The sequence below is a fragment of the Pseudomonas yangonensis genome (assembly GCF_009932725.1).
Classification (GTDB): domain Bacteria; phylum Pseudomonadota; class Gammaproteobacteria; order Pseudomonadales; family Pseudomonadaceae; genus Aquipseudomonas; species Aquipseudomonas yangonensis.
In genome coordinates this window covers 312,572-326,352 of record NZ_BLJU01000005.1, presented here as the reverse complement: position 1 = coordinate 326,352, position 13,781 = coordinate 312,572, and the positions used below count along the sequence as shown (strand labels likewise).

Sequence of the window (13,781 nt, the reverse complement as noted above, 5' to 3'; positions counted from 1 at the left end):
GGAAATCAAAACCACGAATCTGTCCGTTCGTCGTCAACCGGGCAGGTTGTTTCAAATTGCCATCTAAATGATAAAAATTACTATTTAGTTTAAGTCTGGTATTGGTTAGGCTAGCGAGCGTTTTTTGACAGGCCAGCGGATTGGCTGGCGGTATCGGGGGAGAAGATGATGTCGAAAGCAGTGCAGGGTGCTGGACGTTTTCAACTGAAGTGTCTGGCCGTGGTAATTGCTGCCACATGCCATGGAATGGTTCAGGCGCAAGATGACCAGGTGACGCTGCCGTCGCAGACGGTCACCGGCGAACTGGACCGTCCGCAAGGCCCGGACTACGGTTACAAGGCCGAGAAAAGTCTGACCGCCAGCAAGACCAGCACGCCGCTGTCGGAAACGCCGCGCTCGGTGTCGGTGGTGACCCGCAAGCGTATCGAAGACCAGAAATCGCAGAGCCTCACCGATGTGCTGGGCTATGTGCCAGGTATCTTCGCGCCACCATTCGCCGTGGGCGACGGCCTGGCGGGTGACTACTTCTTTATCCGTGGTTTCAATGCCACCGACTACGGCTATGGCCTGCTGCGCGACGGTTTGCGTGTGCAAGGCAACCGCTACGACACCACCAGCGAGCCTTATGGTCTGGAACGGGTGGAAGTGTTTCGCGGGCCGACCTCGATCCTCTATGGCGAGAACGCACCGGGTGGTCTGGTCAACCTGGTCAGCAAGCGCCCGACCGCTGCTTCGCAGGGCGAAGTACAGCTCAGTTATGGCTCCAACAACCGCCGTCAACTTGGCGTAGATGTTTCGGGCCCATTGAACGATAGCGGCAATGTGCTGGGGCGCGTGGTGTTGTTGGGGCGTAATGCCGACACTGCGGTCGACCACGTACAAGATGACCGTATCTACGTCGCGCCGTCGCTGACCTTGAACTTTGACGATTACAACAGTTTGACCTTGCTGGCCAACTATCAGAAGGATCGCACTAAGATTCAGCTGGGCTTGCCGGCTGCCGGTACGCTGCTACCCAACCCCAACGGTAAGCTGGACAAGGACACCCTTGTGGGTCACCCGGACTGGGACGACTTCGATCGCGAAGTCTGGACGCTGGGCTACGAGTACACTCACCGCTTCAACGACGATTGGCAGTTCCGCCAGAACTCGCGCTATATGCAGTCGCGTATCCAGCGCAACGAAGTCTGGCCGAGCAGCAGTTTGTCCAGTGCCAATTACAGCAGTACTGTGGGCACCAACCTGGCACGTGATCGTTACAACAAGTCCATGACCTACTCGCTGGATAATCAGCTGGAGGGCAAATTTGTCACGGGTGCTCTACAGCACACCCTGCTGATGGGGCTGGCCTTCGACCGCACTTCCTTCAATCAGAATCAGGACGTCGGTGTCATCCCGCTGATTGATTACTACAATCCGGCCTGGGGCGTGGTGGGTGAACCGACCACTCCGATTGCTCAAGGCAATACCTTGCTTGAGCAGAAGATGACTGGCGTCTACAGCCAGTTGCAGAGCAAGTATGAGAACTGGATTTTTTTGCTCGGCGGTCGTTTCGACTCGGTCGACAACGAGTACCGCAACAAACTGGCGCCGGCCTCCGATCTTGATTTCAGCGATCACAAGGGGACCTGGCAGGGCGGTGTGATGTACCAGTTCGAAAACGGTCTGTCGCCCTACTTCAGTTACTCCACGGCTTTCGTACCGGTGCAGGAAACCTCCGCCACCAACGGTCCTCTGGACCCAATCACCGCCGAGCAGTACGAGGTGGGTCTGAAGTACGAGCCAAAGGGCTGGAACACCATGTTCACTGCCGCTGTATTCGACCTGCGTAAGGAGAATGACGTTTATTTCGAGGCGGGGATCAATGATTACCGTCAGGTTGGTGAGAGCCGCTCCAAGGGCGTCGAGCTGGAGGTCAGCAGTGATATCAGCGCCAATCTGAATATCACCGCTGCCTATACCTACACCGATGCACGTGTCACCAAGGATGCGCCGGGCTCACTGCTCGAAGGCAATCAGATGACCGGCGTACCGCGCAACCAGGCATCGGTCTGGGCCAACTACCGCTTCCTCGATGGGGCCCTGCGTGGTCTGCGTCTGGGTGGTGGTGTGCGTCATTTCGACAGTACCTTCGCTTACACCAACCCGCCCGGTACCAACCCCGCTGTCGTCTCCTATGGCCGTTTGGATACCGGCGACGTCACCCTGGTCGATGCCGCTATCGGCTATGACATCGACGAGAACTGGTCGGTCGATCTCAACGCCAAGAACCTCTTCGATAAAGAGTACGTCGCAGGTTGCAACAATGCCGGACGCTGCTACTGGGGTGATGAACGCACCTTCCTCGGTACCGTGTCGCTGCGCTGGTAAGCGGCAACCGAGTGGGCAAACCAAGGCGAGGGGGCAACCCTTCGCCTTTTTGCATAAGTAAGGACAATGGATGACGAGTTTGAGCCGCCCCGGCCAGCCCGCCGCTGTACGTGGGTTCGGTCATGCTGGCCTGGCGCTGCTGGGGCTGGCACTGCTGCTGGCCATTCTGCTGTGGCAGGGCGTGTTGCGCCATCCCTGGCCAACGGCCGAGGCCTGGTTGGCGCCGCTGTCGTCGCAGCCGTCGCTCGACGGCCTATTGCTGTGGTGGACCCAGCTGCCACGCGCTTTTGCCGGAGTGCTGGTGGGCGCCTGCCTGGGCGTTTCCGGGGCGATCATGCAGCTGATCACGCGCAACCCACTGGTGTCGCCGGATCTGCTCGGCATCACCGCCGGGGCGCAACTGGGCGTGATCCTCGGCATGCTTCTGCCCGGCTCGCTGGGTTTGCCGCTGATCTTTGTCGGCGGCCTGCTGGCGGCCTTGTTCACCTTTCTCATGGCCGGCGGCTGGAACACCTCGCCGCTGCGCCTGACCCTGGCCGGAGTGGCAGTGGCGCAGACCTTCGCCGCGCTGATCGCACTGTTTCTCAGCCTCAACGACCAGGCCGCGATGGTGGTGTCGCTGTGGAACACCGGTTCGCTGCAGCAGTTGGGCTGGGGCGCGATGCATCCGGTGCTGTATCTGTTGCCGCTGATTGCACTGGCTCTGCTGGTGCTGATGCGGCCGATGAACCTGGCGGTGCTGGGCGACGGGCAGATGCGCTCGCTGGGGCTCTCGCCGGCCTGGCTGAAAGGGCTGAGCATCGTCCTCGGCAGCCTGCTGGCGGCGCTGGCCATTCATCTGGCCGGGCCGCTGGGCTTCATCGGGCTTATCACGCCGAACCTGTTGCGCTTTGCCTTCGCTGTGGTGCGGCCTTCTCGACTGATCCCCTTGTGCGCGATATGGGGCGCACTGCTTACGTTACTCGCCGATGCGCTCGTAGCTGCGGTAGAGCCCTGGTTCCAATTGCCGCTGGGGGTGCTGTCGGCCATTCTCGGTTCGCTGGCGATCCTCTTGCTGCTGCGTTACGGGCGCAGCGCGCCGGTGGCGGCGGTCACAGCGAGCATGCCGGGCGAGAGCCGTGCCATGCGCTTGCCCTTGTGGTCGTTCGTCGTGCTCGCGGTGCTGATCTGCCTGGCGCTGCTGGTAGCGGGCACGGCGCAGGGGGAGTCGGGTGTCTGGGTGTTCTGGCAACGGGTCTGGAGCGGCGAGCCCATGGCCATGACGTTGCTCGATTTGCGCCTGCCGCGCCTGCTGGTGGACATGGCCGCTGGCGCGCTGCTGGCAACTGCCGGGATGCTGTTGCAGGCGGTGACACGCAACCCGCTGGCCGGCCCGGAAATTCTCGGGGTGAGCCAGATGGCAGCGCTGGTGGTGCTGCTGGCCCTGATCTTCATGCCCGAGCTGGCCGTTGCCTGGCGGTTCCCGCTGGCCTGGCTGGGCGCCGGCCTGGCGCTGGTGATCGTCATCGGCCTCAACCTGCGTCACGGCCTGGAGCCGCTGCGCGTAACGCTCACCGGCTTTGCCATCAGCGGCGTGGTGCTTGCCGTGGTGAGCCTGCTGATGGCGCAGTTCACCAGCAATATAGCCCAGGCGCTGATCTGGATGGTGGGCAGCAGTTATGGGCGAACCTGGAGTGATCTGCAGGCCATGCTGCCCTGGTTGGTGATCGGCCTGGCGCTGTGCGCGGCGACCATGCGCTGGATGGATCTGCTGCAGCTGGGCGATGGTGTAGCCGGCAGCCTCGGACTGTCGGTGCCGAGCAGGCGCGTGTTGCTGATCGTGCTGGCCAGTGCATTGATTGCAGCGGCTGTGGCGGTGGTCGGCCCGGTGGCGTTCGTCGGCTTGCTGGTGCCACATGGCGTGCGTTTGCTGGGCTTTCATCGCGCTCGCCAACGCTTGGTGGCGGCGCCGCTGTTGGGCGCGACCCTGCTGGCCTCGGCTGACTTGCTCGGGCGCGTGCTGCTGGCACCGCTGGACATCCCGCTGGGAATCGCCACGGCCGCCATCGGTGCGCCGTTGTTCCTGCTGTTGCTCAGCCGTGTCTATTTCAGTGACAAAAGGAGCTAGTGCGGTGGCGATGCTGCGTCTTTTCTTTGGGGCATTGCTGCTCTGTCTGGCGCAGGGTGCCTGGGCGGCCGATGCGCAACTGGTGGCCCGACAGTCGGCCGGCGTTGGAGGCGCGCCACAGCGCATCGTCAGCCTCGATGAGCTGAGTACCGAGCTGCTGGTGTCGCTGGGGATAGAGCCGGTCGGCGTCGCCAACCTGGCCAGCTATCGCCGTTACATCGGCATCGGCAACGACCTGCTCGAGCGCAGTGTGGCGCTGGGCAGCGCGCAGCAACCCAATCTGGAGGCCATCGCCCGGCTCAAGCCGGATCTGATCGTCGGTGTGGCCTACCTGCACCTGCCGTTGTTCGAGCGTCTCGATGGCCTGGCACCGACCCTCATCTATCAGGTGTCGCTGGCATCGGCAGGCTATGACGGCGTGGCCATCGGCGAGGCCATGCTGGAGCACCTCGGGCGTCTGACCGGGCGCCATGAGCAGGCTGCTGCAGTGATCCGCGACGGTCAGCTGGCAGTGGAAGCAGCGCGTCAGTCCGTTCGTGAGCGAGGCCTGCAGGGCGAGCCGGTTGCCGTGCTCTATCCGCTGGTGCAGCAGGGCAGTTTCATCGCCCTCAACCAGCAGACGCTGATCGGCAGCCTGATGAACCGCCTGGAGGTGCGCTCGCCCTGGACGCTAAGTTCTGCACACAGCCTGCACCGGCGCATCGATATGCGCAGCGTCGCTAGCGAGGAGGGGCTGCGCGTGCTGTTCATCGGTGGGCAGGAGCGGGCGCCGTTCTTCGCGAGCCCTCTGTGGAAGGCCCTGCCGGTCGCCCAGCAGCAGCGTTACGCCTTTCTTGCCACGCCGTACTGGACCTTTGGTGGCCCACGCTCGACAGCCGCTATCGCGACCCAGGTGCGCGAGGCCATCGAGGCGATGAATCGTTGAATTTTGCCCTCGGCCATTCGTCTTTTAAGAGGATCCCGGTGGCTATTACTAATGGCCAGGGGCAAGTCACTTTCACAGAGGTCATCGCATGAGCTTCGACAACGAAAACGCGCGCTTTCTGGTCGTGATCAATCATGAGCAGCAGTATTCCATCTGGCCCGAATACAAGGCCATTCCCGAAGGTTGGTCGGCCGTGGGGGTGTCCGGCGACAAGGCCACCTGCCTGGCCCACATCGAAAAGGTCTGGACCGACATGCGCCCGCTGAGCCTGCGCCAGGCCATGGCGTGAACAGCGACCTGCGGGGAGCGCGACGATGAATCAAGTGACCGATCTGGCGCATGCCGCCCTGAGCATCGAAGCCGGCCTGCCCACGCGGGTCAGCCCGCTGCAGGCCGGGCAGGGCTTGCACGAACATCTGCCGACTTTGCAGCAACTGGTGGCCGAGCATCTCGAAGTGTGCGGTGGCCTGCTGTTCAGCGGCTTTGCCGATGTCGATGTGGACCGCTTCCAGCAGTTTGCCGGCGCCTTTGGCCATCCGCTGTTGAGTTACGAGTTCGGTTCCACGCCGCGAAGCCGGGTAAGCGCAGGTGGCGTGTACACCTCCACCGAATTTCCCGCTCATCGCCCGATTCCGCTGCATAACGAGCAGGCCTACACCACCGAATGGCCGCTGCGTATCTGGTTCTATTGCGCCCAGGCGGCCGAGCAGGGCGGCGAGACACCCATTGCCGACAGCCGTGAGGTGTTCCGGCGTATCGATCCGGCCATCCGCCAGCGCTTCGCCGAGCGCGGCCTGCTTTACGTGCGCAATTACGGCAACGGTCTGGATCTGCCCTGGCAGCAGGTCTTCAATACCGAGGATCGCCAGGAGGTGGAGCGCTACTGCAGTGCCCGCCGTATCGACTTCGAATGGCTCGGCGATGACGAGCTGCGCACGCGTCAGCTCTGCCAGGGCGTTGCCCAGCATCCGCGTACCGGTGACTGGGTCTGGTTCAACCAGGCGCACCTGTTCCATCTGTCGGCCCTGGATGCCGATACCCAGGAGGTGCTGATCGATGCGGTCGGTCTCGAGGGGCTGCCGCGTAACGTCTACTTCGGCGACGGTACGCCCATCGAGGCGAGCCTGCTGGATGAGGTGCGCGGCGTGCTGGACGCCTGCACCATTCGTTTCCCTTGGCGCGACGGCGACATTCTGATGCTCGATAACATGCTCACGGCCCATGCCCGCGATCCCTTCAAGGGGCCGCGCAAGGTAGTTGTGGCGATGGCCGAGGCTTTCGGTCAGGAGGGCTTCCAATGAATGCATTACCACTGCCTGATGGGCGCCTGCTGCAAGGCGAATCGCGCGACTCTGCGATCTGGCTGACCTGCGACGGCCAGCCGCTAATGCAGTTGCGCATTTGCGAGACCAACGCTGTGCAGATGTTAGAAGTGGCCACGGACGATCTGGCCGATGCGCTGTGGTGCGCCAGCTACTGGTGGCTCGCCGCTCATCCGCAGGCGCCGCGCCTGCAGTGGCAGGGGCTGGATCCGCAGGCGTTACAGGCCTGTGGCGACTGGCTGCGTGGCGATGTCGGTAGCGCCAGTGCGCAGGTCGAGCGCAGCCTGTTCTGGCAACTGCCGCAGCCCTGGCTGCGCCAGGCGCTACCGCCGTATCCGCAGCAGATGCTGATGAGCGACGGCAAGCGCCATCCGCGGCGCCGGCCCAAGCCCGAGGGCGAGGTTTACCGGCGTTTCGATGCGCGTCTGGGCGCCTGGATATCCCTGCGTATGCTGGACATCGATCAGGACCTGGAGCGCTTCAGTCGTTGGCAGAACACGCCGCGTGTCCTGCATTTCTGGCAGGAAGGTGGCGATCTCGCACAGCATCGCAGCTATCTCGAAAGCATCGCTGCCGATCCGCATGTCTACAGCCTCATCGGCTGCTTCGACGACCAGCCTTTCGCTTACTTCGAGCTCTACTGGGCCAAGGAAGACCGCATTGCGCCTTTCTATGTCGCGGACGATTATGATCGCGGCATCCACATGCTGGTGGGTGAGCAGGCGCATCGCGGGCCGCACAAGGTGGCCAGCTGGCTGGCGGCGTTGACCCATTACGCCTTTCTCGACGATCCGCGCACTCGTCTGGTAGTAGCCGAACCGCGCGCCGACAATGCGAAGATGATCGCCTATATGCAAACGCTGGGTTACTACCGGGAAAAGGAGTTCGATTTCCCTCACAAGCGCGCCGCGCTGATGGCGATCGGTCGCGAGCGCTTTTTTGATAGCGGGGCACTGTGTTGAACGTATCGGGAATCGCTCAGCGTGATTGAGGCACTGGCGCCGCTGTTCATCGGCGATTTTTCGTCCTATCGGGACACACTGGTGTTGCGCGATGATCCACGGCCCTCGGTGCCGCTGCGCGAACTGCTCAGCGCCGAAGGGCTGCCGGCGCTGCTGGCGCGCTTCGGCGAGGCATATCCGGGCGGTGACCGCCGCGCGCTGCTGTCGCAGTGGTCGAAGTATTATTTCGTGCGCCTGATCCCGCCGGTGGTGGCCGCCGCGCTGGTGCTGAACCGGCGCCTGCCGCTAAACCTCGATGACATCGAGGTAGTGCTCGATGAGGAGCATCTGCCACAGGCGTTCAAGCTGCGCGATGCGGGGCAGCCGTTCGCCCCTGGCGATCCGTTCGAGCGTTTCGCCCATCTCCAGCACGAACATCTGGCACCCCTGATCCAGGCCTTCACCGCGCAGGTGAAGGTCGCGCCCAAGGTGCTCTGGAGCAATGCCGGCAACTATTTCGAGTGGATTCTGACGGCGCTGGGCAAGGTCCTGCCGGCCCCATTGCTGACTGACGGTTTCAGCCTCCTGCAAGCGGCCACGCTGCCTGATGGGCGACGCAATCCGCTGTATCAGCCGGTGCGTTATGTCGAGCTGCAGGGCGCTGCGCTGCCGTGGCGACAGCGGCGGGTGTGCTGCATTCGCTATCTGCTGCCCGAACTCGAACTGTGCGAGAACTGCCCGCTGCTCGACGAGCCCCCGGCGCAGGCGGTCGGTTCGGCCTCCTGAGGCGTGCCGGTCAGTGCAGGTAGCTGATCGGCGAGCCGTCCACCGGATTGGCCATCACCCCCATCGGCACGCCGTAGATGCGCTCCAGGGTCTCGCCATGCATTAGCTCGGTCGGGCTGCCTTGCGCCAGCAGTCGACCGCTGTGCAGCGCCAGCAGATGGTCGCAGTAGCGCGCAGCCATGTTGATGTCGTGCAGCACCACCAGCACGCCGAGGCCCAGCTCGCGGCTGAGGTCATGAACCCGAGAGAGGACTTCCACCTGGTGGGCGATGTCCAGCGCCGAGGTGGGTTCGTCGAGCAGCAGGTAGCGGGTGTTCTGCGCCAGCAGCATGGCCAGCCAGACACGCTGGCGCTCGCCACCGGACAGATGATCCACCAGACGATCGGCAAACATGCCGGTGTCGGTCAGGTCCAGGGCGCGCTCGATGTGCGCGCGGTCTTCACTGCCCAGACGGCCCAGGGCGCCATGCCAGGGATAGCGGCCGAAACCCACCAGTTCGCGAACGCTCAGGCCTTCGGTTGGCGGCAACTGCTGCGGCAGGTAGGCCACCTGGCGGGCGAAGTCGCGCTGACCCCACGCTGGCAACGGTTTGCCGTCGAGCAGGATCTGGCCGCTGCTGGGCGACTGCTGGCGGGCAAGCAGTTTGATCAGGGTGGACTTGCCTGAACCGTTATGACCGATCAGGCCGACCATGCGCCCGGCATCGATGTGCAGGTTCAGGGGATGCAGCAGGGTGCGTTCAGGAATGCTGAAACTGACGCTTTGCAATTCGAACATGAAGCCGTCCGCGGTCGGTGTGCGAAGGGCGTCAATCTAATTCAAACGCTAATCGTTATCAATTTTGCCTTGCCGGAATCTGCCGTCCGTAGAGCAGAAGGCCTGCACTTCATGCAAGCCTTCTGTCCTTTGTCATCAGGCCTGACGCTGTTCTTCCGCCATGCATGCGGCGGCGGTGAACAGGGCGTCGGTAGAGGAGTTCAGCGCGGTCTCCGCCGAATCCTGAACGATGCCGATGATGAAGCCGATGGCGACGATCTGCATGGCGACGTCGTTGGGGATGCCGAACAGGCTGCAGGCCAGCGGGATCAACAGCAGCGAGCCGCCGGCCACGCCCGAGGCGCCGCAGGCACTGATCGAGGCCAACACGCTCAGCAACAGGGCGGTGGGCAGGTCGACGGCGATGCCCAGGGTATGCACCGCGGCCATGGTCAGTACGGTGATGGTGATCGCCGCGCCGGCCATGTTGATGGTGGCGCCCAGCGGGATGGAGACCGAATAGGTTTCCTCGTGCAGGCCCAGGCGCTGGCACAGCTGCAGGTTGACCGGAATGTTGGCGGCCGAGCTGCGGGTGAAGAAGGCGGTGATGCCGCTCTCGCGCAGGCAGGTGAACACCAGCGGGTAAGGGTTGCGGCGCAGCTTCCAATAGACCAGCGCAGGGTTGATCAGCAGCGCTACCAGCAGCATGCAGCCGACCAGCACCACCAGCAGGTGCAGGTAGCCGAGCAGGGCGTCGAAGCCGGACTCGGCAAGGGTCGCCGCGACCAGGCCGAAGATGCCCAGCGGCGCCAGGCGAATCACCAGCTTGACGATGGCGGTCACGCCGTTGGCCAGGTCGCCGAGCAGCTGCTTGCTGCCGGCGCTGGCGTGGCGGAAGGCGAAGCCGAGGCCGATGGCCCAAGCCAGGATGCCGATGAAGTTGCCGCGCAGCAGGGCGTTGACCGGGTTGTCGACCACATTCATCAGCAGCGTCTTGAGTACCTCGCCGATTCCTCCGGGCGGGGTCAGCTCTGCGGCTTGGCTGCTCAGCACCAGCGACGACGGAAAGGCGAAGCTCGCAACCACCGCCACCAGCGCGGCGCTGAAGGTGCCGATCAGGTACATCAGCAGGATCGGGCGGATATGGGTCTGCTGGCCTTGCTGGTGGTTGGCGATGGACGACATCACCAAGATGAATACCAGCACCGGAGCGACCGCCTTGAGCGCCGAGACGAACACGTTACCGATGAAGCCGACGGACAGTGCTGCCTGCGGGGCAATAACGGCAAGGGCTATACCTGCGAGCAGGCCGATGATGATCTGCGTCACCAGGCTGGTGCGGTTGAGGAGCTGCAGGACAGGGTGGATGGCTTGGGACATCGCGTTGTTCTCTGGTTGCTGGGCGCGTTGCAAGTGGCGTCGTGCCTGGTTCGAGAGGTTTTCAGCGAAGACAGTGAAAGGCCTGCTGAAAAAATAGCGCGCGACTCTAGCACAGCCTTGCCAGGCTTCGAGTCTCGGAAGGAACATCTGGACGACAGGGTGCAAGCCGGTGTCGCATCTCGGTAAGCTTGACCGCGCCAGATATTGCATAAGCGAATCAGACTATCGCGCTAGGCCCGGAGGCATGGTCTGGGGCGCGAGTTGTAGCCATAACCTGAGATTCCGAGGGCATTCGAGACGCCAGGGGAATTGACGCTACGCTGTACCATCGCCACCGCTATTGAGCATCCTAAGCGAAGCGAGCTGACAGTCGAACTGTTTGGTGAGTAATTCATCGAAGGGTACATCGCCAGCAAGCTTGTGGCCCGCTTTCAGGATTACGGCAGTGTCGTGTTCCGGCTGGGCACGTCTGACGCCGTTAATCGTTACCGCGTACAAGGAGCTTTACCCGCCAATGCGACTGATCTGGAAGTCATTCCGCTCGCTTTATTTCGCCACTCTGCTGATGTTGCTTGGCTCCGGCCTGCTCAGTACCTACCTGGCACTGCGCCTGGCCGATACGGTGGACGGTCTGTGGGTGGGTGCATTGATGGCCGCCAACTATTTCGGTCTGGTGCTGGGCGGCAAACTGGGTCATCGGCTGATCGGCCGGGTGGGGCACATCCGCGCTTACGTGGCCTGCGCCGGGGTGGTTACCGCGGCGGTGCTGGGCCACGGTCTGGTGGAGTGGCTGCCGTTCTGGCTGTTCCTGCGCATGCTGGTGGGCTTGGGCATGATGTGCCAGTACATGGTGATCGAGAGCTGGCTCAACGAGCAGGCCGAAGCCAGGCAGCGCGGTCTGGTGTTCAGTGGTTACATGGCCGCTTCCTACCTGGGGCTGATCCTCGGACAGCTGACGCTGGTGGTGCATCCGACGTTGGGGCTGGAGCTGCTGATGCTGGTGGCGCTGTGTTTCGCCCTGTGCCTGGTACCGGTCGCACTAACTCGCCGCCTGCACCCGGCACCTTTGCACCCGGCTCCGCTGGAGCTGCGCTTTTTTCTAAAGCGGGTACCGCTTTCGCTCACCACCATTTCGGTGGCTGGCCTGCTGATCGGCTCGTTCTACGGTCTGGCGCCGCTGTATGCCACGCGCATGGGGCTTTCCACGGAGGAGGTGGGCCTGTTCATGGGGAGCTGCATTCTCGCCGGCTTGCTGGTGCAGTGGCCTCTGGGCTGGTTGTCCGATCGCCATGATCGCGTGCGCCTGATTCGCGGCTGCGCAGTACTGCTCCTGTTCGCAGCCTTGCCGCTGGCGGCATTGCCAAACGTCTTTCTGGGCCTGCTGATCTGCATCGGTTTTCTGGTGAGTCTGATGCAGTTCAGTCTCTATCCACTGGCAGTAGCCCTGGCCAACGACCACGTGGAGCCGGAGCGACGTGTATCGCTTACAGCGATGCTGCTGGTCACCTTCGGCGTTGGTGCCTGTATCGGTCCCTTGCTGACGGGAGTGCTGATGCGGTTTTACGGGGCCAACATGCTGTACGTATTCGTCAGCGTCTGTGCGCTTATCCTGGTCTGGCGCATTCGCCCTGAAAAGGTGACGCATCTGCATCAGGTTGATGACGCACCGCTGCAGCACATGGCCATGCCCGGCAATGTCGCGAGCTCGCCATTGGTTGCTGCGCTCGATCCGCGGGTGGATGAGCAGACCGTGCAGGAGCAAATGCAGGAGCCTGCTGCAGCTGCGGCAGCTGAGAGTGATCAGGAGAAGAGGCAGGCGGCCCTTTAAGGCTACCTGCAAGCAACCGCCTAGAGCGCGCCGTCGCTCTCGGTACGGCGCGCCTCACGTTGCAGCTGATAGACGAAACGCTCGACCTGACGTTGTTCCAGGCCACCGATGCGATGGAAGCGACAGCCGACGAAAGTCATGTCGACCTTGTCCTCGTATTGCACATGGCGTATTTCCACCGCGCAGGTCAGATTGCCGAAGGGGAGATAGGCTGTGAGACGTTCGTGCACCTGGCCATTACTCAACTGCTGGGCGAGATCGCCGGCAAAGCGCAGCTTGCAGCCTGTGGCGGAAATGTCCAGCAGATGACCGGGTAGCGGCTCACGCAGTTTGTCGCCGTTGAGAACCACCTTGACCAGATCGCTCTGCTTCAGTGGTGCGCGATAGGCACTGCGACGCTGGTGATAGATTACTTCGACGGGTAGGGGAGCCCAGTAGCACGGAGCGCCATCGAGCTCGCCAAGCTGCACGTCATGGTCACAGGTCCAGGCCACGCGCACACCATCGCGATAAGCCTCGACATTGAATGTTTCCCCCTGTTTGAGAAAACGCTCACCGTCGGTGGGAATAATTTCATCCAGGGCGATGCGCGTTCGGTCCTTGTCGATCTCGACAAGATAACTTTGAAAACGCTGACCACGGTCCTTGAACTGGATAACCAGAGGGTCATGGTTTTGCTGCAATTGTCGTAGGGTGGTAATGATCTCGACGGATGTCTTGAGCACCTTGGGCGGCTGAGGACCGCTCTCGTCGTTGAACGCACTGGACACAGTTCGGAACTCTCCGAGTCATGGACTACATCGGCACCAGCATACTGGCGTAGTGCCTGCATGTCCCTGTGCTTTTTTATGATGAGGGCTCAGGCCTGGCTGAGCGGCCTTTGCTGCGCGATTCTAGCGGCACTGCCACGACTGTCATAGAGGCCAGGCGTTTCACCACCGCGCAGGATGCCGAGCACGCTACCCACCGAGGCCTGGTTGGCACGGATCAGGCGGCCATTGCGCAGATTGGCGTCCTGGCAGCGCTTGAGCAGGGCGGAAAGTTCCTCGCTGCGAGCGAGTAGCTGATCACCCACTGAAGATTTACCTGCCAGTGCAGTAAGCCCCTCACGATCAGCGCTCAGGCCGGCGTTTTGCAGCAGGCGGCTTCGCTCACTGCCATGCTGTTGGAGCAGGGCAAGCAGAGGTTGCTTTTCGTTGAGCAGGCTATCGAGGCGGGACAGGTCGCGTTCGGTGAGGGCCTGGAATTCGTTATCGATCAGCTCAAGCAATTGCTCGGCGGTGCCGATATCGGTGGTGAACAGGTCAAGCAGGGCTGTGTCGTGCATGGCGGGCTCTTGGGGGTCGGGCGTCCAACACCCCCAGC

Annotated in this window: 12 protein-coding genes; 8 read left to right on the top strand and 4 right to left on the bottom strand. The window is 62.5% G+C overall.

The annotated features are described in order from the left end of the window. Positions 1-246: 246 nt before the first annotated feature. The 7 genes from GYB81_RS10250 to fhuF all read left to right on the top strand — a co-directional run bounded on the left by GYB81_RS10250 (position 247) and on the right by fhuF (position 8,451). A complete protein-coding gene (locus GYB81_RS10250) occupies positions 247-2,370 on the top strand; it encodes a TonB-dependent siderophore receptor (RefSeq protein WP_161865538.1) in 2,124 nt (707 codons plus the stop codon). 70 nt (positions 2,371-2,440) lie between these two features. Beyond that, positions 2,441-4,477 carry a Fe(3+)-hydroxamate ABC transporter permease FhuB gene (fhuB, locus tag GYB81_RS10245; RefSeq protein WP_161865539.1) on the top strand — a complete coding sequence of 679 codons (2,037 nt, stop codon included), beginning with the start codon at positions 2,441-2,443 and terminating at the stop codon, positions 4,475-4,477. A 10-nt stretch (positions 4,478-4,487) separates the two neighbouring features. Continuing rightward, positions 4,488-5,402: an iron-siderophore ABC transporter substrate-binding protein gene (locus GYB81_RS10240; protein WP_178101813.1), complete on the top strand. Its 915-nt coding sequence runs from the start codon at positions 4,488-4,490 to the stop codon at positions 5,400-5,402. Positions 5,403-5,490: 88 nt separating this feature from the next. Continuing rightward, positions 5,491-5,691 (top strand): MbtH family protein, encoded by a 201-nt coding sequence (locus GYB81_RS10235; protein WP_161865540.1) that lies wholly within the window; start codon positions 5,491-5,493, stop codon positions 5,689-5,691. A 25-nt stretch (positions 5,692-5,716) separates the two neighbouring features. Beyond that, entirely contained in the window at positions 5,717-6,703 is a 987-nt protein-coding gene (locus tag GYB81_RS10230; protein ID WP_161865541.1) for a TauD/TfdA family dioxygenase, read from the top strand. After that, on the top strand, positions 6,700-7,686 hold the full coding sequence (locus GYB81_RS10225; RefSeq protein WP_161865542.1) for a GNAT family N-acetyltransferase: 987 nt from the start codon (positions 6,700-6,702) through the stop codon (positions 7,684-7,686). Before GYB81_RS10230 ends, GYB81_RS10225 begins: the two co-directional genes overlap by 4 nt. A 21-nt stretch (positions 7,687-7,707) precedes the next feature. Next, positions 7,708-8,451, top strand: a complete 744-nt coding sequence (fhuF, locus tag GYB81_RS10220; protein ID WP_161865543.1) for a siderophore-iron reductase FhuF — start codon at positions 7,708-7,710, stop codon at positions 8,449-8,451. Between the two features lie 10 nt (positions 8,452-8,461). Here the strand turns inward: fhuF and GYB81_RS10215 are convergent, their stop codons facing one another. Then, complete coding sequence (locus GYB81_RS10215; protein WP_161865544.1) at positions 8,462-9,229, bottom strand: ATP-binding cassette domain-containing protein; 768 nt, start codon at positions 9,227-9,229, stop codon at positions 8,462-8,464. 135 nt (positions 9,230-9,364) lie between these two features. Then, on the bottom strand, positions 9,365-10,588 hold the full coding sequence (gene sstT, locus GYB81_RS10210; RefSeq protein ID WP_161865545.1) for a serine/threonine transporter SstT: 1,224 nt from the start codon (positions 10,586-10,588) through the stop codon (positions 9,365-9,367). A 514-nt stretch (positions 10,589-11,102) separates the two neighbouring features. Here sstT and GYB81_RS10205 point away from each other — a divergent pair. Further along, positions 11,103-12,416 (top strand): MFS transporter, encoded by a 1,314-nt coding sequence (locus GYB81_RS10205; RefSeq protein WP_161865546.1) that lies wholly within the window; start codon positions 11,103-11,105, stop codon positions 12,414-12,416. A gap of 20 nt (positions 12,417-12,436) precedes the next feature. On the opposite strand, the gene GYB81_RS10200 is transcribed toward GYB81_RS10205, so the two are convergent. Continuing rightward, entirely contained in the window at positions 12,437-13,186 is a 750-nt protein-coding gene (locus GYB81_RS10200; protein ID WP_161865547.1) for a flagellar brake protein, read from the bottom strand. Positions 13,187-13,275: 89 nt separating this feature from the next. Beyond that, positions 13,276-13,743 carry a flagella synthesis protein FlgN gene (locus tag GYB81_RS10195; protein ID WP_161865548.1) on the bottom strand — a complete coding sequence of 156 codons (468 nt, stop codon included), beginning with the start codon at positions 13,741-13,743 and terminating at the stop codon, positions 13,276-13,278. Between the last annotated feature and the right edge of the window lie 38 nt (positions 13,744-13,781).